Source organism: Ferruginibacter profundus, from assembly GCF_054783275.1.
In genome coordinates, this window is record NZ_BAAGQW010000001.1 from 1,760,305 (window position 1) to 1,779,122 (window position 18,818).

The following is an 18,818-nucleotide window of genomic DNA, read 5'->3' on the forward strand; positions in this document are numbered from 1 at the left end:
TCTCACTATGGAAAGGAATTGATTACAGCCGCGTTGACAATGGGAAAAAACGCCCCCCTGAAAGCTTATAGGTAGTGCCTGCAATCGTAATGGTATCGTTATCGTGTAAATCAGTAAGATTAAAAATATCCTGTTCAATAGTATGTATGCTGCCACCCGTTCTATAAGCCAATTCAATATAATCAGTGTTTACCCAGCCCATGCCCGTACCACAAAGCACTACCCTTACCGGCACTTTAACATCGTATAGTAAGGCCATATCTTTTACCGGGCTTAAATTATCTGCTATTAAAATAACAGTAGCATCAGGTGATTTTAATTCTATACTTTTCAATAAAGCTTCTATATCATTTTCAGGCGCATCGCCGCCACTGCCCTTCCCCATTGCGGTATACATTGTTTTTATTACTGAATCAGGCATATTTTTTAAACAACTGTAAATGCCGCCTGTTTTTCCAATTACTTTCAGGCGATCGGGTTTATTGTCTCCGTCATTAAAAAATACATAATCTGAAGGAGACTTATCCATCATTTCCAGTGTATGCCACAAAGCGATCTGCTGCATGTAAGGATACATACTTCCCGTAACATCGGTTACTATCATACGGGATGGCCATTTATTCCGTTTTAAAACAGCACATACTACATTGCGTTCTCTTTCAAAATATCCCGGATCATCTTTTAATTTTTTTGTAACAAATTCAATTTCACTGGCAATTTTAGGCAATAAGCTTTCCAGTTTTAGTTCCTTTGTTTTTTCTGTTGCTTTATAAATTGAATCCCGGTAGGCAATAAAATCTGCTTCTTCTTTTTTCTGCTTTTCAAATTCTTTTACGCCGGGGTAATTTAAAATAAGATCATTGGCAAGAATAAGGTTATTCTCTTTTTCAATATTGATATCATACACATTGGGAAAGTATTTTAATGATACGGTATAATGATCATCAGCCGGCAATATTACAATAGCTGTACCATTAGCCGAAGTCCGGATCTTTTGTTCCGCCATTTTTTTCCCTTTCACCAAAATAGTATCCCCCTCTACTGGTTTATTATACAAATTTTTATACACCACATTGATCACTGATTTAGAACTATCAATAGCAATCAGTTCGGCATGTGTATCATCACTGAAGTAAAGGATATAATTTAAAACAGCATCTGCGGTATTTTTTATTTTTATGGTGTTATTCTTTATAGAAACTCCCGAAGCCTGTACAAGGTATTGTACATTTTCATTTACAGGAAAATGTACAGTATCGTTAGTTATTGTAAGTACCTGTGTGGAATTATTGTTGGATCTGATGCTGATAGCTTTCAGCTCTTTTTTATTGAATACTTTTATTACGCCGGTTGGAATAATTTTTTCCTGAAGGTGGTATTTAAAAGTAAAATTCAATGCTTCCCCATCCGCATCAGGAATGGTGTATTCATAGGAATCAGCAGAGTTATCGATGGTAATGGCAAAATTTTCGCCAATGCGCAGGGTGCATGAAGCCACCCCGTTTTGATCTGTTTTAAAATTGATTATTTTATGAGTAGCTGTATTTTCAAAATGCACTTTGGTTACGATCTTTTCACCTTCAAATGTGATAAAATTCAATTTGAGCAGCGTTGAATCTTTAGTGGCTGAGCCAGGCTGTGCCTTGGCAGCAACCGAACAGCACACAATAAAAAAACTAACCAGGATCGTTTTGGTGATACTCATAACAAGAGATGATGTTGGTAAATAATTTTGCGGGAATGCTGGTACAACGCATCAATCCAAAGCGTAGTATGTATACGCCAACGATTACTCAACATTAACATTTCTATAGGTATTGCCGGCGGGTGCCTTCACCACCCAGGGGAGATACCAACACGGGAGAAGTTTTTTGATTGCCGCTTACCTGCCGCTTGATGTTACATAACCTTTCACCTCCTCATTAAATTCATCTTCTTTCAACAGGTCTTCCAGGTTAATGTGCATGCGGTACCGCCAGTAATGATCGGGATTGGCGGGTATATTGATACGTTCATCATCAGGGTTTTGCCGCCTCAGCTTTTCGCTGATGCCCAGCCAGTCCTGCAATTGAAAAATGCTCCACATGGCAGGGCAATATAAATGCTCTGTTACAATTTCCTTATTCACCCATGGTTCACAGAAATAAGGTGCTTCGCCATAGCGGCCCATGATAGTATTATAAAAACGCTGTGTTTTGACCCTGTCTTCCTGCCACCAGCCACGTATGGTACTCATGTCGTGTGTACTGGGTGTAACCACACTCATGTAAGGCGCATCGTTGGGATGAAAGAATTCCGATGTACTCTTCTTGGGCATACGTTGAATTTCCAGGCTCAGTATACCCAGGCGTTGCATTACATCCGGCACACAATGCGGTACCATACCCAGGTCTTCGCCGCAGATCAGCATATTGGTACTGCGTTTTAAACCCGGTAATTTATGCATGGCTTCCTTCTCCCAAAAATCATCCTGCCTGCGGAAAAAATAATTCACAAACAATTCTTTCAACTGGTACTGCGAATGGCCATCTAAATCCCTGAAGGACGAAGTTTGGTCCATACCGATGCGGAAATGGAATTTTTGCCCCTGCGATCCTTCTTCTTCAAACAGGATCACATTACTGATCAGATCGAACAGCCCTTGCTTTATTTTATTATCACTGTCGTTATTGGCAGCAAAATAATGTGTTACTTTTCGCTGTGTATTAAAAGCTTCTTTTAATTCGTAATGATCTAAAAAATGTTCCTTCACATAATTCACTTCTTCACCAAATAATTCGTGCAATACGCCTTCTGTAATGTAAGGTTTGCAATAGCGGTGCCATTCGTAAGAGATATTTCTTTCAAATAACTCGTTAATGTGAACCGGAATGGCGGGTTCAAACCGGCCCATAATACCTTCTACGGCCGATAAAGGAATACTCCAGATGCGGAAGAAACCTAAAATATGATCAATGCGGAAGGCATCAAAATAATTGCTCATCTGCTCAAAGCGCTGGCGCCACCAGGTAAAATCATCTTCCTGCATGGCCTTCCAGTTGTAGGTAGGAAACCCCCAGTTCTGGCCCTTTATAGCAAAATCATCCGGCGGCGCTCCGGCCTGTGCATCCATATTGTAAAGCCGGGGTGCCATCCATGCGTCCACACTATTTCTGTAAATACCAATGGGGATATCGCCTTTAACTACTATGCCGTTTTTATGTGCGTAAGCTGTAGCTTCTGTTAATTGTAAATGCAAATGATATTGTGTAAAATAATGCACGGCAATATCATCATAATGTTTTTGTGAAGGGCTCACCAAACGCTGGATCGCATTTTCATCATACACACTGTTGGTCTTCCAGGTGCTGAAATCTGAAGTGTTGTATTTATCTCTTAAAAAACAAAATGCCGCATACGGTACCAGCCAATGGCGGTTGAGTTCAAAAAATTCAAAGTAGGCAGTATCGTCTTTAAAAATATCTTTTTTTGCAGTGTAAATTTCTTTTATGGCTGACAGCTTGAATTTGATCACGCTGTCATAATCCATCTCTTCCAGCGCATTCAATTGCTGTTGCTTTTTCTTCAGCGATTTAATGAATGTTGCCTGCGATGCGCCTGCTGTTTTTTCTAAATTTAAAAACAAAGGATGCAATGCAAAAGCAGAAATGGCGGCATAAGGATAAGAATCTTTCCAGGTATGCGTAGCCGTGGTATCGTTAAGAGGCAAAACCTGTATGAGTTTTAACCCTGTTTTCTTTGCCCAGTCCACTAATAATTTGATATCAGCAAACTCGCCTGTACCAAAACTGTTTTTACTGCGCAGGCTGAATACAGGAATAGCCACACCGGCACCTTTCCAGGGTGTGTATGGAGCATTTATAAAACCATCGTGATTGATAGTGATCTTTTTCTTTGCAGCATCGCCGGATACCGTTCTGTTATTGCCATTTTCAAATGCTGTAAACTTTTTATTTTTTACATTGTAGATGCCATACTTATACGCCACCGGAAAGGTCTCCTTGCTTAAATTCAACCTCACTTTCCACCAGGTTTTATTTTTGGTGAGCAGTACAGGTTTTTCGGTAGACCAGTTATTTAAAACGCTTGCCGCACCGGTTATGCAAATGACTTCATCTTCGTTTAAAATAGGCGCTTTAACCCTGAATTCGTGGGTATAGGTTTTAGGAGACCTGGCAGCAATTTTTGCCACTGTTGCCGGTGTTTTTAATAAAACATCCTGGAAGGCCTGTGTAAAATAAACATTCTCTATTTCGCCTGAATAATTCCAGGTATCAAAAAATACCAGTTCATCTGCCTGTATATTATCCAGTTCTGCAATCCTGTCGTCGCCAAATTCTACAGTCTCGTCCTTGCCATCTTCCCTTAAAATGTATTTATACTGAAGGGTATTCAACTCCTTAACGGTATCGATATTGATACTGCCATGCCAGAGTTCGTTATTAAGGTATTGAATAGGAAAGGCTTTGGAGAAATCATTGTTGCCCAGCACATCGTTGTTGCCACTAATAAAAATCGACTGGCCAAAGTGTGTGGAAAAGCGTAGGTAAAAATGTATAGTCATCAGCAATCAGGTTCTAATCAGGGGGCAATATAAAACCTTTATAGCAAAATGTAAAAAATACACATTAAAAAATGAACAAAACACGATAATAAGTTTATAAACTACCGGTTTTTTTTGTACAAATGTAACAGCATCAATCCTTCTGCCTTATATTTGCAAAAAATAATTAGAAATGGAAACAACCAAAAAGAATACCGGACTTTACTGGATACTATTTTTACTTTCTGTAGCAGGATTTTTTGCTGTACTGTATTCACCAATAGGTGCTTACTGCTCAATGGTACTGCCTTTTAATGTTACCTTTTTTGCAAAGGCTTTAGACCTGATGTAATTTTTCCAACTTATTTATATAAAAAACATCTGCCCTGGGCGGGTGTTTTTTTATGCCTGGTACTTTTCTCAGTTAACGTTTACAAAACCCGGGCGCCTGATAAAAGTGCTGTTATATTTAAACCTGATATTGGTGCTCAGCTCCACTTTCCACACCCTCATATCGGCATTAGTACGGGGAAAATAATAACCTTTCAATTCGATAGTGCCAAATACAAGGTTCTCATTACGGGTGCGTATACCACCACCTATTGCGGTATACAGGTCACTTTTACTTAAATTCTCTTTTACGGGCTTTAGTAAACTCAGGTCGGTAAAAACAAATGGTGCCAGCCTGAAGCCCAGTATTTTACTGGTGTTATAATACACCGATTCCAGTTTCATGGTACCCCGCAGGTCAGAATTAATATTCTCCGGGTTAAAATAAGGCAATGCATAACTGCTGTTGATAAATAACGGCGCATTCAATACCGGGTTTACCTGCGCCGTAATACCCGAAGTAATGAACGTACGCTGGTACCATTTGCTGTTCAGCTTTTTCAGCCGGGTAAAATGCTCTACATTAAATAGAAAGGTCAGGTCTTCAAAACGCCTGCGATAAAAAAAGCCGCCGCCGCTTAACGTAAAATTGCTGTAAAGCCCTCTCTTTTTAAAATTGGTTAAATTAAAATCAAAACCACCGTAAGGCCTTTTCAACTGTTGCTTTTTAAGCCATCCTCCCGTTAATGATACACTGAATCCTTCGGGAACATCCTCGTTTCTTCCAAATCCATAAATAAAATTGGTTTTATAAAAACTCTGCTTAAACACATTTACCGAACCCAGCATACCAATGAAATTGGTATAACGATAATCGAATTCGGTTTTGTACCTGGTAGGCAGGTTAAAAAAATGCTGGTTAAAAGCCCGTAACGCTGCAAACTTGTGCACTCTTATTTCCCTGTTGGCATATAACCTGCGTTTGCTATCAAGGCTATACCCCAGCCAGCCATCAATATTATAGTAAGTATACCTGAAATCGGATTTGTATAATGAGTCGTTAACGTAGGCATTATTGGTACTGTAATAACCGGCTTCCAATGCCCCAATGCTGGGAATGTAAGGGGTTACCAATGGCTTTTCCCACCTGGTGAAGAAATTACTCTCCTCCCTTCTGCCACTGCTGAATGATGGGGCAAAACTATTATAGCCAAGCGTCCAGTCTACAAAAGATCCCCCGATATTACGTTTGGTGATCTCTGCATTAAACGCCTGGTGCGGAGTCCTTGCTTCATCATACAAACCACTTACCAGGATACGGGTTGCACTGCCGCCAACATTTTCGTCCTGCAGCTCCAGCCGCCCCCTTGTACGGGTATCAATTTTTACTTTTCCACCTATGGAAAAAATGTCTTTTGTTAATACCACCACATCAACAGAATCTGCAGAGCCTTCTGCAAAATCCACCACAATCCTGGCATCCTGTATATAAGAAAGGTCACGCAAATACCTTTCATTATCGGCCACCAGGTAAGGATAAAAACGGCCACCCTGCCTGAAAAACAAATTGCGCTCTATTACTTTTTCTTTTGAATTTTTATGAAAGGCATTCGCCATACGGATACCAAAATTGTTTTTGATATCGCAGGTGTCGTAAATACTGCATTCAAAGCCCAGGCGTATCATTCTTACCGAACGGATGATCTTGCCTTTGAATTTTAAATACTGGTTTTCTATTTTCTGAGGAGGTTCATCCGGTGTATAGGTAGATATGCTTTTACCCAGCCTGCCCAGCAATCCTTTTTTCTTTGCCAGGAAAAAAGTATCCTCCTGGTTATGGCCGGGTTCCTGTGCACCGGCACAATGATGCATCATCAATACAATAGCTAAAAATATATACCGCAAGCGCTTGAACATATTTATCCTAATATTCTATCTCAGTTTGATAAAGATATTGCATTGTAAGTAAACAGAACTACAGCCAGATGTTAAGACGTGTTAATTAATGATATGGTCATCATTATGCATAAAAAAATCGGGGAACGAGGAATTTTGACGGAGAAAGTAAACAAAACAAATTTGATGAGGATCAGGTAATGCCTAAACCATCTGTTCTGGTGCAGCAATTTTCACTTGAAATTAAATATCAATTAAATACAGTACCTGCCCTGCCTCCTGAAATAATTTAACAAAACAAGGAGCTACTTAACAAAAAGATCAAAGTAAAAAAAGCTGTCGGAAGCATAATTTCAACGCACTCATTAAATAAATATAATCAGCTGATTATTAATAATGTAAAACATATTACTTAAAGTAAATTTTCGTCACATCTCACCAGTGGCGAAGCTATTGAACAGATAAAAATCTGCTTTGGTATGCAACACAGCATCAGCTATAATACAACGGTTAGTGTAACAATTTTACCTTCCTGTTTTTTTTACCTGCCGGCATTTTTACCTCACAGTTCTGGAACCCCGGTAACTACGGTTTGCAGCCTGCTGCATTGTTACCGAACGGGAACATGACGTAAGAAAAAGTACAGTTACTAAAAATAGTAGAAGTTTGTTTTTCATAACACTGAGTTTGGATTAAAAATAAATTCAATGTAAAATTAAAGCTTAATACTGTGGCAGGGCAACGTGAAAGTAGGTTGTTTTTTTAGTAAAACTACCTGTACATAATACGCCGTTTTTTTATAACCGCTTGTTTATTAATACCAGGTTTTAAAATGTACCGAATTGGGAATTTTTACCTGTTCACAATCCGAAGAATGGATTTTATTTTTTGGTAATCCGCCAGATGGTTTTACCGGCATCATCAGCCACCAGTAAAGCGCCGTCATTAGTAAACGCCACCCCGACCGGCCGGCCATAAACATCATTACCAGATGGATTGCTAATGAACCCCGTTAAAAAATCCTGTACCGGGCCGGAGGGTTTGCCATTGGCAAAAGGCACAAATACTACTTTGTACCCCGAAAGTACACTCCTGTTCCAGGAGCCGTGCTGGCCTACAAACATGCCGCCAAAATAGGGCGCCGCCAGGTAATTTTTTTTATTAAATACAAGCCCTAAAGATGCTGTATGTGAACCCATTGACACATCCGGAGTAATGGTAGTATTTACCAGGTCCATTCTTTCTCCTTTCATTCTTGGATCGGCATTTTTTCCATAATAGGCATAGGGCCATCCGTAAAATCCATTCTCTTGTACGCTGGTAGCATAGTCAGGTACCAGGTCGTCGCCCAGGTTATCCCTTTCGTTTACGGCTGTCCATAAAGTATTAGTACCAGTTGCCCAATCCATACCTACAGGATTACGTAAACCACTGGCATAAATTCTTTCCCCGCTTCCATCAGGATTTATTTCCAGTATGTTGGCCCTTCTTTTTTCATTATCAATACCATGTTCTGCCACATTGCTGCCCGAGCCTACACTTACATAAAGTTTGGTACCTGAAGCATTGGCAATTACGTTTCTTGTCCAGTGATTATTATAACCACCGGCAGGCAGGTCTAAAATCTTAGTGCCTTCTGCTGTCATTTCTGTTTGCCCCTCTTCATATGGAAACATCCATAAACCATTGGTATTACCCACATAAAATTTACCATTCAGTATCAGCATTCCCAGCGGCCGGTTCAAGCCTTTTAAAAAAACATTTTTTACTTCGGGTATGCCATCTCCGTCCTTATCTCTTAATAATAAAATGGTGTTGCTGCTTTTACCCGGCTTTTTATCACTGGCTGTTTTTGTAAATCCGTCGCTGACGGTATTGGCCATTGCAATAAAGATATCGCCATTGGGTGCTACATATATCCAGCGTGGGTTATCCAGTCCATCTGCAAATTTTGTAACTGCAAAACCTTCCGGTGCTATGGGTGTTTTACCTTCGGGCCAGCCAATAACTTTTGATACATTTCTTACAGAAGGTGTAGCAAAAGGCGCCGGCAATTGAATGGCTTCCACGGCAAGAGCATTGCTGCCTGCAGACTTGCTGATCCTGGTGTTGTTGCAGGCACCAATGCTTACAACAAACAGCAGCAAAATATAATGCTGTTTAATTTTCATTATTAACTGGTATTTAAAATTACATCACCTGGTTCAGGAACAAAGAAAGACCGCTTTTCCACTCTCCGTCTATATGCAATTCAAAAGCATAGCGGCCGGCTGTTGCAAATTGCAACTGGTTAAAATTAACCACTAAATTAATAGCCACCACCTGGCCATTTGCCGGTGGCGGAATATTGATATTACCCTGTATGGGTTGTATGGTTTCTTTACCGGCAGGGTCTGTCATCCTTAATTTAAAATCGTGGTCGCCCGCTTCTTTGGCAGCAAACCGTAACCTGCACGCTACTGCACAGGCGGGGTGCTGCACCGGGAACTGCCTGGCATTAATACTATCGAAAGTGCCCACAATGGTGAGCTTGGAATTGTTATCCTGTGCAAAATCGCAGAGTGTGAATATTTCTATTTCCATTATTTATTTTTTGTAGCTGTAAAATTACTGCATGCCCGATAACTAATACTTATTTTATTTCTACGGCAAATTCAGCTTACGGGAAGGGCGTTTTATTTTTTAAGGATCAATTGCAGTATTGTCTGGAGTTGCTGTTGCAGATCACTGGCATCAGCATAAATAACCCGGTAGTTGCTGATGCCTGCAACAGTAGTGGAGTGTGCCGCATTTATTTGCCGCATATAAATTACGGGTACCTGTTTTGCCTTTGCATAGCCCGCCTCTACCCCAATGCCAATGGCTTTGTAAGATGTCTCGGCTATGAATATATCGCTGCTATCAATAGCTTCCATTGCCTACTGCATCATCTGCGTTTCTTCATCTGCAGTAAAATGATAGTGATCTGCAAAAACAAAAGGTTCTATGGAAAACTGTTTCAAAGTTGTTGAAATGACGTCAAGCTCGTACTGCAGACCTTGCCTTTTGTTGAAACTAACAGCAATATACGCTTTCAATATGCGGAAGATTAATGTTTGGGAAGTGTTACATTGTAATCTTTATTAAGCCCTTCGTAAAAAGTAGCCAGCCTTATTGAATCTCTCTGCATCAAGCCACGCATTTTCTTTGCAACATCCTCCATTTGTTGCTGCTGAAATATTTCCACAGACTCAGGTGTTTGTTCTGTAGCCGAAAAACTGATCATGTCATCAATCATTTTCCCCATGATGGGCTTCATCTCCTTTATCTGCTGTTCTACAATATCTATAGTAGAATATACTCTTTGATCTGCGTTGGGTTCTTTTTTTATATTTTCCATATTATCTATGGTAATATCTATTTCGTGGTAAATATTATTACGCAGCGTTTCTATTTCCATGCTGCTGTCCACATGTTCAAATTGTTTAAACACAGTACTTAGTATGCCCCGGTTTTGTACGTAGGCTGTCCAGGTTTTTATAGTCGCCTCTTTTTTCTTTTTAAAATCGGAGCCTTCATTTTTATTGAATCCCAAAAAATAAATTATAGTTGCCGCAAGTACAGGTGTTACCACACCAATACCAATGTTCCTGGCAATTGAAGCTGCTGAGTGAGGCGATGGTTGCTTTTCCATTTCAGGTTTTTAGGTTCGCTAAACTAAAAAAAATAATTGGTTTATGATATACCCACAGGCACTGAGACTGCCGGCAGGAAAAATATCGCCATTCATTATAATATCAACATGAAAATATTTTACCTTGCCTGAAAATATAAGCCATGCGTTCCTTAAAAATTCTTGCCCTGTTTATTTTACTCTGCAGTGTCGCAAATAGTTTTGCACAAAGCACTCCGCCACCGCCGGCAGATGCCGGTGATGCTGATGATAAAATATTTACCCGTGTAGAACAGGAAGCAGAATTTCCCGGCGGCCTGGATGGCTGGAAGAAATACCTGATGAAAAACCTGAAGGCTGATGTACCGGAAAAGAATGGTGCACCTGCTGGTTATTATACTACAGTGGTAAAATTTATTGTAGGTAAAGATGGAACCCTTACTGATATTAAAGCCGAAACAAAAATTGGTTATGGTATTGAAGAAGAGGTGATACGTGTAATAGAAAAATCGGGAAAATGGATTCCGGCACAGCAAAACGGCAGGGTGGTAAATGCCTACAGAAGGCAACCGATAACTTTTGCAGTAATTGACGAAACATTTGACATTACCACAAAGGTACCGCACCAGCTTTTTGCCGCAACGGATAATGTAATAACAGTAACGGCCGAAAAAGTAAAACCAGAAGACCTGCAGGTGACTGTTTCAAAAGGCACCATCAAACAAATTGCAGAAGGAAAATTTGTAGTTCGTGTAAATGAACCGGGCAGGGTGATTTTTGAATTGTTCAATACTAAAAAAAATAAAAAGGTTGGCAGCGCAAGTATTGAGGTGATCAAGCAATAAAAAAAGATATCCGGCACACAGTGCAACCTGAATATCTTTTTTTCGTCTATTGGTATGAATAAAATAACTTTATGCTTAACAGCATTAAAACAACCAAAACATACATTATGAAAAAAACTTCTTTAGCACTCACCAGTTTATTTCTTGCTTTCACACTTTTTTTTAGCCCTGCTTATGCCGCAGTAGCACCCGGAGAAATTGCCGGACCAGGCCCGAGGGTAGCATTACCGGATTCAGCTTCGCTTAAATCGGCCCTGGCAGATTTTAAAAGCCTTTCCCGTAAAGAAAAAAAGGAACGCTTTAAAGATGTAAAAAAAGAATTGAAAGCGTATAAAGCAGCCAAAAAAAGCGGCGGCGAAGCCAGTACTAATACTTTGTTGTTAGTGATATTAGCAATCATTCTGCCACCATTGGCGGTGTACCTGCACCAGGGAGAGATCAATAGTAAATTCTGGATCGACCTGTTGTTGACCTTGCTCTTCTGGTTACCGGGTGTTATTTATGCATTGATAGTAATACTTGGCGCAGACTAATCTTCAACAGATTAAATAGCTACAACCAATTACAATATTTAATTAGCCCGTGAGTTTATGAAACCACGGGCTAATTTATTTCAGCTATTATTGATCATTTACCATAATCAGTCCCTGTCTTTCCATTTACCATGCCCGTGGCCGCGTCCACGATCATAACCACCATGTTTATCCTGGTTTCTCCATCCGTAGTGATTACCATTATCGTGCCTTTCCCACCTGTCACGCAAAATCACCTGGTCTCTTCTACCCCTGTATGATGCGTACCTCGACCGGTACTCGTCGCAACGGAGGTAAGGCCTTGGTTCATTTACCACAACCTTATAACAACTGTACAGATCATAATCCCGGTATTGTGCAGGCAATGCTGCCGAGAACATCCAGTTGCGTCCCTGCAAATAAATAAACTGCCGCTGGGGTACACTATAATACACATCCATATCGGGCATGTAATAATACGCTGCATAATCATAGCCTGCCGGCCCCCATTGTGGTTGTGTATTGATATTAACATTAACCCTTACCTGGGCCTGTGCATTGTACATAAAACTGCATACAATAAGTGTAAAAAACACCGAAAGCTTTTTCATAGTTATTTCGTTTGGTTCGCAACAGGATTGCCAAATAAAATGCCAGAATTTACAAGGCTGTAAATTATTTAGTGGTTTTATTATAAAGGAATGTTAAGAAAAAATCTATAAAGCTGCAACAGGAAATTTGCAGCGTTCATTAATAATTTTAATAAGTTCTTCCATTGAAATATCGAGTGTATTGGTATTAATGGAAAGCGGCGTGCCATGCATTTTATAATTTACCCACATCGATTTGCGGTTAATTGTTTTGGTTTGCCTGTCCATATATTCCTGCGGATTAGAAACATGTATCATCAGCATGCGTTGCCCATGTGTTGTAAATACTGAAAGTTTTGTAATGTCCTGCCAGAAGATCTCGGTATTGCCGGTTTTATCGGTAATGCCCAGGTGATCGATTATGAGCTTAGGGCTTTTATCCCACATCTTATATACTATTATAATTGCAGCAACAGTAAAGAGGGCGATAAGAAAATAACCTGACTGTTTATAGGTTACAGTAAGGCCAAAATCGCTGAGGTACAATGAATCCTGTAAAGTAGTACAAAAAATTCCTGCGGCAACAAATGCAAGTGCTAAAACAAGAATCAACCGTAACTTTTTTTTGCTGAAAGGAATTAAAATATCTTCCATAATAATTATTACCAGTGTTGTTAAATACTATTTTTTGGGAATAATTGCAGTGGCTTCAATCTCAATCAACAGGTCATCTCTTACTAATTGACTCACCTGCACCAGGGTACTGGCAGGTGGCTTTTTAAGATTGATAAATTTATTGCGCACATCCCTTACTGCCTGCACCTGCGATACATCCTGCATGTAAAAGCCCAGTTTAACAACATTGTCCATAGTACCTCCCTGGCTGGTAACGATGTTCTTAATGTTCAGAAAAACCTGCTCTGTTTGCTTTGCAATATCTCCTTTGCCAATTAAATTTCCTGCACTATCCAATGCTACCTGGCCCGAAATAATAATCATCCTGCTATTACCAAGGTCTATTACTGCTGCATGAGAATAGCCTTTGGCCGGCGCCACTGCTGAAGGGTTGGCAAATTGTATTATCGAAGTATCTTTTTGCGCAAAACATTGCAGCACCAGCAATAATAATGGAATAACAATTATTTTTTTCATCATTTGCAATACTATTTACCTGTCCTTAAAAACGAACCTATCCTTTCGATGATCAGTCCGTAAAATAAGCAATTAATAAAAAGCCCCAATACAAATACATTACCGCTACCGGAAAATGTTTTACCAAAAAATGTATGCGCAGGAAAACGAAGCATATAGATTAGTTTGGCGAATACCACAGTAATTATACTCCCCCCTGAAGTGCCTTCATCTTCAGCAAAGGCTGCCAAAAAACTTATTACCACTAAAATGCCGGTAATACCTACAGCAATGAGAAATGTTATTGCGTTAAATTTTTTCACATCAATTTTTAAGGATATCAACCATTACTGAAAATGCTAATCCAGGTTATAATAAGTATACTGCAATTTCATTTTTGCACCGGGTGCCACTTCCACCTGCCAGTATAATTCAGATACAGTATCATCTTCGTCCGCCGCTTTTATTTTGCGGCTTTTACCATTATTATCAGCCTTAATAAATATACCATCAATTACTTTATTTATCCTGATCGTAATTTTTTTGTCTTTGTAGTTTGTAATGCTAATGGCCCCGGTATGCGTTACTTTTTCGTAATACTCCGAACCATTTTTTTTGACGGTACTTTTTTCACGGCCGCTTTCTTCTTCATCATTTTTTACCTGCACATCTATTGCCTTAGACAATTGCATTTCTGAACTGCCTTTTACCGGTGTGTAATTAAGTTGTGCCTGTGCCAAAGGTTGACCACCTGCATTCATTACAAAAACGGCGCCGCTGGTTAAAGGGGCACTGGTACTATTGTTCACCAGAAAACTGTGATAAGTTTGTATGGAGTTAGCCCCTTCCATCATAGTGCTGCGTAAAGGCAGGTTAGCAGTATAAATTTCTGAGTATGAAATATTGGTAGTCATTACAGGTACAATAACACGTGCATTTTTCTCAAGATCAATTACACCTAACTGGTAGTAATACAGGTCTTCCAGTTTCTGGCCTGCCTTACCGGGGTCATCGGCATCAGTATCATTGCCTGTCCAGTTATAAACATTACCAACGGCCTGTGTACTTACATTAACTGTATTCAACATGTTGGTAAGGCCATTATTGTCGTAGCGGTTGCCCAGTAAACTTTCGTTCAGGTATTCAATACAAGCCGGGTCAAGTCTTTGCCCGTAAAACATTTCGGGGTTACCAATAATAATATCCACCGGCATATTGCTGTATTCTGTTTCGCCATTTACAATGGTGGCTTTCATTTCCAGTTTAGCTTCCTTATCATTTATTACTGTAAATAAATAAGAAGGAAACCATTGCAGCCCTTTTTCTAAACTGATGGTTGAGACTACTACATTATCAACCTGTTTATTCAGTTTTACTTTTGCAATGGGAATAATGCTATCTCTTAAAATAGTGTTTTGCAGATTACTTCCTGTTTCCATCCAGTCAAAACCGGCTGTACCGGCAATAACTGTTTTACCATTGGCCGTTGCCATTTTCATTGTTGCAGAAGCGGCTTCATACTCCAGTAATTTACCACTCAGTTTGCGCAGGTCAGTATTTTGAGCATTGCCGTACAAAGTGATGGCCTGGCCTACATTGGCTTCTAAAAATTCGCCGATTGCATGAGCGGTATGATTGGTTTTAAAGGTATCTGTTTTTACCACTATCGATTGCAGTGCGGCATCTTTGCCTGTAAATACCCAGTAAGTACCCATCAAAACTTTATCGGGTGCCTTAATGTAAAAACTTTTTTCCGTTACACTTACCAATCCCTCTCTTTTTACAAAGCAGGTACCATTTTTAAAAATACCCAGCCGGGAGGGATTTAAAGCCTGTAATTTTTTTTGTGCAGTAAGTTGCCATGTGCAAATGGCGGCAGCAATAAAGAGGAGTATTTTTTTCATGGAAAAGTAATCGATTTAATGAAGTGAGAAATCAGTTAAAAAGACAGGATGCTGTTTTATGTTTTTTTACATACCGGTACTTCAAATTTATAAGTAAATGACGGCTCTCTATTTTCCATACTTATCCCACCATCGTAAAAATATTTCCCTTCCCTGCATAAAAACTTTTCGGTCTGTCATATCCGGAAATAAGGATACAAAATACTCCGGTGCATAAGATTGAATTATCCTGCGTTTACTTTTGAAAACAATGTCAAACCTGTAATTGATATCGTCTGTAATACCGGCATTGGTATAGGATGTATCGCCATTATCAATTCTCCTGATCACCTTCCTTGTTTGATTCAGTGAATCGTTATGTAAATACCAAAAATGAATTGCTGATAAGCTGTCGAATAATTGTTGCACTGCCCGGTTATCTACGGTAAGTTTTGATTTGTACCATGTACCTGTACGCACAGTGTCGGTTACCATTTGCTTTGTTAGCTTATTAAAAGTACCACGGATGCTGTAATTACTCAACGTAAAGGAAGACCATTGCTTGTTTTTAAAGGAAATTATTTTGTAAGTATACGTGGGGCAATTGTGACAAAATCCTCCCTCCTCTTTATATGCTATAACATAGGCCTGCTTTTTTATAAAGGAATCAATGGGCTGTAGGTCTGCCACATCGGATGCCCTGTAATTGGGAATGATTACCGGAACCTGGCACAGTGCCTGTAAATGGACTACCAGTCCGATAATTATCAGCAACCTTATTTTTACCTGGATTGACATGCTGCTTTTATCATTGACTATTGTATAAATATATGCTATAAAAAGATATAGTATAAGCAAACTGCCGGCCGGTCTGCCAGCCAATATTGGGCAGGCAAGCACTGGCCTTTTAATTATGGGGTATACTTTACCCCAAAATGCATCTTATGGCTAAAAAACAGCTTATATCGGCTCAATATCAAGCCTGACAAGGGATTGCGTAGTATTTTTTTTTCGATAATAAGTATCTATTAATCAGCAACATAGGTATTTTTACTTGCAAAACCGTAAAATTACTGCCTTAAAAACTTGCGTTTTCCGAAACCGCATATTATGTTTGTATCGAATTTGATGATGGCCATTACCTCGGTTATTACAATATTCAAAACCCGTCCAACCTCCTGATACAGCTCCCGGTTTTGACTGAAACCAAAACTGATCCACTGTAGAATTACCGCTTATTAACGTACCAAACCCACAAGAAAATGAAAACTAATTCTACATTTGTTTGCCTAGTATTTTTTACTATTGCCATTTTTTCCTCTCTTTTTAATAGTGCTGATGCCCAGTGCGTAGCACCCGGAATGAAGTTTAAAAACCCGGTATTGATCTCAGGTATGCCCAACCAGACAGGCGCTGTATACAAATTCCCTTCGGTGATTGCCGGTGTGGATGCTATTGTAAAAGTGACCGGTAAAGTTGGAGGTGCCACGCTTACCAGTATTGATGATAATACCTACGGCTACAGCGATGCCTGGCAACCGGTTGTAAAAACACCCTTAACCCAAGGCGCCGGAGAATCCTATGTTAGCTTTGCGGTTGACTTTGTAAAAACAACGGACGGTTCTTCACACGTTTTTATTTGCTTTACCTTATCAGCCATTGATGTGGATGGTGATGGCGTGCATGTAAGGGAAATGGTTGCCGCTAACGATTTTTCAACTTACGGTGTATCTAATGCCACCACCCTTACCTTAGCCAATCAAAGTGGTTTATTAAAAGCTACCAGCACCATTGTTAATTTTCCCGGTATTGATACTTCTGCCTATGTATCCAACATCAATTATAAGTATATAAACAAAAGCAAAATAGGTGAGGTAAGAATCGGCAGCGTAACCGATGCCACATTTACAGTACAGGACAGGTATAGCTGCATTTATTTTAAGCCCATAGTTATACCTAATGTGGTTGTATTACCGGTGCAATATTTATCATTAAGTGCTACCGGTACCAATAACAATATTGTACTGAGCTGGCACACCAATGAAAAGACAGATGATCATTCTTTTACCATAGAGCGTTCCTTTGATGGTACCAGTTTTATACCTGTAAACACAGTGATACAAAAATCAGCACAAGAAAACCTCAGCACCTACGAGGCTATTGATATAGCGCCTGAGTTTACCAGTCAGCCATACCTGTATTACAGGATCAGGCAAACTGATGCTGCAGGAAAAGTAAGCTACAGTAATTTATCGTATGTTCATTTGCAAACCGTTCCGGTTGAAAAGATGAAAACTGCCCCTAATCCTTTTACAGAAAAAATTACAGTGCAGTTTAACAGTGATACCAAAGGAACTGCAACAATAAGCATTACTGCAATTGGCGGAAAAACGGTAATGAATAAACAATTCAGCATTAATAAAGGTGCTAATAATTTAACGGTGGATGGCCTGGCCACACTTACACCAGGCATCTACATTGCCCGCCTTGTAGTAAACGGCGCAACAATTGAAAGTAAAAAGATCATCAAATAAGCAACCAGTTTTCAGTACTATAAAACTCCAGACCAATCACCAGGCAGCCGTTTTGAAAGTAAAATTTCAGGGCGGCTTTTTTTATACCCGGGATTGACAAAATGTTTTCGCTTGTATTTTTCATCTCCGGCTGGCATAATACCATGGTATATTAAAAAGCCCTTTCTTTAAGTTAACATCTACAGTTTCTCCAATGAGGGTTTCGTTATACTGTTCTCTTGTTACACTGATATTTTCTTTATCGTAATGATGGCCCCAGGGCGTTACTTTTAAATAATAAGTTTTATGTTTGGTACCTCCAATATGTTTATCCACTACCTCTGCCTGGTAAACTGCGGGCTCCGAAAAATCGTAGACGCAATTGGCAGCATAAGTACCGGCATAACTGTAAAGGCAAATATTAAATATCAAAGACAGGTAGATCCATGTTTTATTTTTATTACTACCCGTTATCTGCCGGTGCGTTGCAAAAAGCAATACCAGCATTATAATACTGGCAACGGTACCTGGCAGTATTAAACTATACCAACTTTCAAATTCAAAATCGAGTATCACACGTAATAAAATTACCCATGCAGCTACGTCAATAAAATCGGCCACATCGTAAGTATCTTTTTCATCCTTATCCTTGCTGATGGTAACCAGGGTTGCCATACTGGGTTTATGAATACCATTAAGCAATAACCCAATAACGGGCATCGCTAAAAGAATACTGAATGAAACTATATATGGTTTTGGGAAAAACAAAAACCAAATACCCAAACCAATGGTCACCCACTCTAACCAATCGAGTTTATGAAAAGTTAATTTAGAAACGCTTACACCGCCTGATTTGTTAGTGTTGCTATTTTTCGCCTTTCTTTTTTTCATTGGAATGTAGTTTACTGTCTCAGCCTTCAAAT

18 protein-coding genes are annotated in these 18,818 nt (G+C 39.5%); 4 read left to right on the forward strand and 14 right to left on the reverse strand.

Going from position 1 to position 18,818, the window contains the following annotated elements; all coding sequences use genetic code 11:
• Positions 1-22: 22 nt before the first annotated feature.
• Both ACYVM0_RS07490 and ACYVM0_RS07495 read right to left on the reverse strand, forming a co-directional pair.
• Complete coding sequence (locus tag ACYVM0_RS07490) at positions 23-1,705, reverse strand: hypothetical protein (RefSeq protein WP_460554807.1); 1,683 nt, start codon at positions 1,703-1,705, stop codon at positions 23-25.
• A gap of 177 nt (positions 1,706-1,882) precedes the next feature.
• The gene (locus ACYVM0_RS07495; protein ID WP_460554810.1) at positions 1,883-4,564 is read right to left on the reverse strand and encodes a 4-alpha-glucanotransferase; all 2,682 of its coding nucleotides are present in this window, start codon (positions 4,562-4,564) and stop codon (positions 1,883-1,885) included.
• A gap of 172 nt (positions 4,565-4,736) precedes the next feature.
• Here ACYVM0_RS07495 and ACYVM0_RS07500 point away from each other — a divergent pair, with 172 nt between their 5' ends.
• Positions 4,737-4,895, forward strand: a complete 159-nt coding sequence (locus ACYVM0_RS07500) for a hypothetical protein (RefSeq protein ID WP_430989686.1) — start codon at positions 4,737-4,739, stop codon at positions 4,893-4,895.
• A 68-nt stretch (positions 4,896-4,963) separates the two neighbouring features.
• Here the strand turns inward: ACYVM0_RS07500 and ACYVM0_RS07505 are convergent, their stop codons facing one another.
• From ACYVM0_RS07505 to ACYVM0_RS07525, 5 genes are all read right to left on the reverse strand, one after another.
• Complete coding sequence (locus ACYVM0_RS07505; protein ID WP_460554813.1) at positions 4,964-6,790, reverse strand: hypothetical protein; 1,827 nt, start codon at positions 6,788-6,790, stop codon at positions 4,964-4,966.
• Between the two features lie 860 nt (positions 6,791-7,650).
• Positions 7,651-8,940 carry a PQQ-dependent sugar dehydrogenase gene (locus ACYVM0_RS07510; RefSeq protein ID WP_460554816.1) on the reverse strand — a complete coding sequence of 430 codons (1,290 nt, stop codon included), beginning with the start codon at positions 8,938-8,940 and terminating at the stop codon, positions 7,651-7,653.
• Positions 8,941-8,959: 19 nt separating this feature from the next.
• On the reverse strand, positions 8,960-9,352 hold the full coding sequence (locus tag ACYVM0_RS07515; RefSeq protein ID WP_460554819.1) for a DUF6941 family protein: 393 nt from the start codon (positions 9,350-9,352) through the stop codon (positions 8,960-8,962).
• Positions 9,353-9,444: 92 nt separating this feature from the next.
• The gene (locus ACYVM0_RS07520) at positions 9,445-9,684 is read right to left on the reverse strand and encodes a hypothetical protein (RefSeq protein ID WP_460554822.1); all 240 of its coding nucleotides are present in this window, start codon (positions 9,682-9,684) and stop codon (positions 9,445-9,447) included.
• Positions 9,685-9,857: 173 nt separating this feature from the next.
• Positions 9,858-10,442, reverse strand: a complete 585-nt coding sequence (locus ACYVM0_RS07525) for a hypothetical protein (RefSeq protein WP_460554825.1) — start codon at positions 10,440-10,442, stop codon at positions 9,858-9,860.
• Between the two features lie 143 nt (positions 10,443-10,585).
• Here ACYVM0_RS07525 and ACYVM0_RS07530 point away from each other — a divergent pair, with 143 nt between their 5' ends.
• Both ACYVM0_RS07530 and ACYVM0_RS07535 read left to right on the forward strand, forming a co-directional pair.
• Complete coding sequence (locus ACYVM0_RS07530) at positions 10,586-11,266, forward strand: energy transducer TonB (RefSeq protein WP_460554828.1); 681 nt, start codon at positions 10,586-10,588, stop codon at positions 11,264-11,266.
• Between the two features lie 107 nt (positions 11,267-11,373).
• Positions 11,374-11,799, forward strand: a complete 426-nt coding sequence (locus ACYVM0_RS07535) for a YqaE/Pmp3 family membrane protein (RefSeq protein WP_460554831.1) — start codon at positions 11,374-11,376, stop codon at positions 11,797-11,799.
• A gap of 107 nt (positions 11,800-11,906) precedes the next feature.
• Here the strand turns inward: ACYVM0_RS07535 and ACYVM0_RS07540 are convergent, their stop codons facing one another.
• The 6 genes from ACYVM0_RS07540 to ACYVM0_RS07565 all read right to left on the reverse strand — a co-directional run bounded on the left by ACYVM0_RS07540 (position 11,907) and on the right by ACYVM0_RS07565 (position 16,180).
• The gene (locus tag ACYVM0_RS07540) at positions 11,907-12,389 is read right to left on the reverse strand and encodes a hypothetical protein (protein ID WP_460554834.1); all 483 of its coding nucleotides are present in this window, start codon (positions 12,387-12,389) and stop codon (positions 11,907-11,909) included.
• A gap of 105 nt (positions 12,390-12,494) precedes the next feature.
• Positions 12,495-13,022: an STM3941 family protein gene (locus tag ACYVM0_RS07545; RefSeq protein ID WP_460554837.1), complete on the reverse strand. Its 528-nt coding sequence runs from the start codon at positions 13,020-13,022 to the stop codon at positions 12,495-12,497.
• 27 nt (positions 13,023-13,049) lie between these two features.
• Entirely contained in the window at positions 13,050-13,523 is a 474-nt protein-coding gene (locus tag ACYVM0_RS07550; RefSeq protein WP_460554840.1) for a RidA family protein, read from the reverse strand.
• 8 nt (positions 13,524-13,531) lie between these two features.
• Positions 13,532-13,822 carry a hypothetical protein gene (locus ACYVM0_RS07555; protein WP_460554843.1) on the reverse strand — a complete coding sequence of 97 codons (291 nt, stop codon included), beginning with the start codon at positions 13,820-13,822 and terminating at the stop codon, positions 13,532-13,534.
• A 36-nt stretch (positions 13,823-13,858) separates the two neighbouring features.
• On the reverse strand, positions 13,859-15,403 hold the full coding sequence (locus tag ACYVM0_RS07560) for a hypothetical protein (RefSeq protein WP_460554846.1): 1,545 nt from the start codon (positions 15,401-15,403) through the stop codon (positions 13,859-13,861).
• Between the two features lie 108 nt (positions 15,404-15,511).
• Positions 15,512-16,180 carry a hypothetical protein gene (locus ACYVM0_RS07565; protein ID WP_460554849.1) on the reverse strand — a complete coding sequence of 223 codons (669 nt, stop codon included), beginning with the start codon at positions 16,178-16,180 and terminating at the stop codon, positions 15,512-15,514.
• 464 nt (positions 16,181-16,644) lie between these two features.
• On the opposite strand from ACYVM0_RS07565, the gene ACYVM0_RS07570 reads away from it, so the two are divergent.
• The gene (locus ACYVM0_RS07570; RefSeq protein ID WP_460554852.1) at positions 16,645-17,916 is read left to right on the forward strand and encodes a T9SS type A sorting domain-containing protein; all 1,272 of its coding nucleotides are present in this window, start codon (positions 16,645-16,647) and stop codon (positions 17,914-17,916) included.
• A gap of 120 nt (positions 17,917-18,036) precedes the next feature.
• On the opposite strand, the gene ACYVM0_RS07575 is transcribed toward ACYVM0_RS07570, so the two are convergent.
• On the reverse strand, positions 18,037-18,786 hold the full coding sequence (locus ACYVM0_RS07575; RefSeq protein WP_460554855.1) for a hypothetical protein: 750 nt from the start codon (positions 18,784-18,786) through the stop codon (positions 18,037-18,039).
• Positions 18,787-18,818 lie beyond the last annotated feature (32 nt).

Excerpts from the sequence above, each read along its gene's own strand:
- ACYVM0_RS07505 (WP_460554813.1), bottom strand. The coding sequence starts at position 6,790 with ATGTTCAAGCGCTTGCGGTATATATTTTTAGCTATTGTATTGATGATG.
- ACYVM0_RS07530 (WP_460554828.1), top strand. The coding sequence starts at position 10,586 with ATGCGTTCCTTAAAAATTCTTGCCCTGTTTATTTTACTCTGCAGTGTC.
- ACYVM0_RS07535 (WP_460554831.1), top strand. The coding sequence starts at position 11,374 with ATGAAAAAAACTTCTTTAGCACTCACCAGTTTATTTCTTGCTTTCACA.
- ACYVM0_RS07550 (WP_460554840.1), bottom strand. The coding sequence starts at position 13,523 with ATGATGAAAAAAATAATTGTTATTCCATTATTATTGCTGGTGCTGCAA.
- ACYVM0_RS07515 (WP_460554819.1), bottom strand. The coding sequence starts at position 9,352 with ATGGAAATAGAAATATTCACACTCTGCGATTTTGCACAGGATAACAAT.
- ACYVM0_RS07520 (WP_460554822.1), bottom strand. The coding sequence starts at position 9,684 with ATGGAAGCTATTGATAGCAGCGATATATTCATAGCCGAGACATCTTAC.
- ACYVM0_RS07545 (WP_460554837.1), bottom strand. The coding sequence starts at position 13,022 with ATGGAAGATATTTTAATTCCTTTCAGCAAAAAAAAGTTACGGTTGATT.
- ACYVM0_RS07540 (WP_460554834.1), bottom strand. The coding sequence starts at position 12,389 with ATGAAAAAGCTTTCGGTGTTTTTTACACTTATTGTATGCAGTTTTATG.
- ACYVM0_RS07510 (WP_460554816.1), bottom strand. The coding sequence starts at position 8,940 with ATGAAAATTAAACAGCATTATATTTTGCTGCTGTTTGTTGTAAGCATT.
- ACYVM0_RS07575 (WP_460554855.1), bottom strand. The coding sequence starts at position 18,786 with ATGAAAAAAAGAAAGGCGAAAAATAGCAACACTAACAAATCAGGCGGT.
- ACYVM0_RS07565 (WP_460554849.1), bottom strand. The coding sequence starts at position 16,180 with ATGTCAATCCAGGTAAAAATAAGGTTGCTGATAATTATCGGACTGGTA.
- ACYVM0_RS07560 (WP_460554846.1), bottom strand. The coding sequence starts at position 15,403 with ATGAAAAAAATACTCCTCTTTATTGCTGCCGCCATTTGCACATGGCAA.
- ACYVM0_RS07495 (WP_460554810.1), bottom strand. The coding sequence starts at position 4,564 with ATGACTATACATTTTTACCTACGCTTTTCCACACACTTTGGCCAGTCG.
- ACYVM0_RS07500 (WP_430989686.1), top strand. The coding sequence starts at position 4,737 with ATGGAAACAACCAAAAAGAATACCGGACTTTACTGGATACTATTTTTA.
- ACYVM0_RS07525 (WP_460554825.1), bottom strand. The coding sequence starts at position 10,442 with ATGGAAAAGCAACCATCGCCTCACTCAGCAGCTTCAATTGCCAGGAAC.
- ACYVM0_RS07570 (WP_460554852.1), top strand. The coding sequence starts at position 16,645 with ATGAAAACTAATTCTACATTTGTTTGCCTAGTATTTTTTACTATTGCC.
- ACYVM0_RS07490 (WP_460554807.1), bottom strand. The coding sequence starts at position 1,705 with ATGAGTATCACCAAAACGATCCTGGTTAGTTTTTTTATTGTGTGCTGT.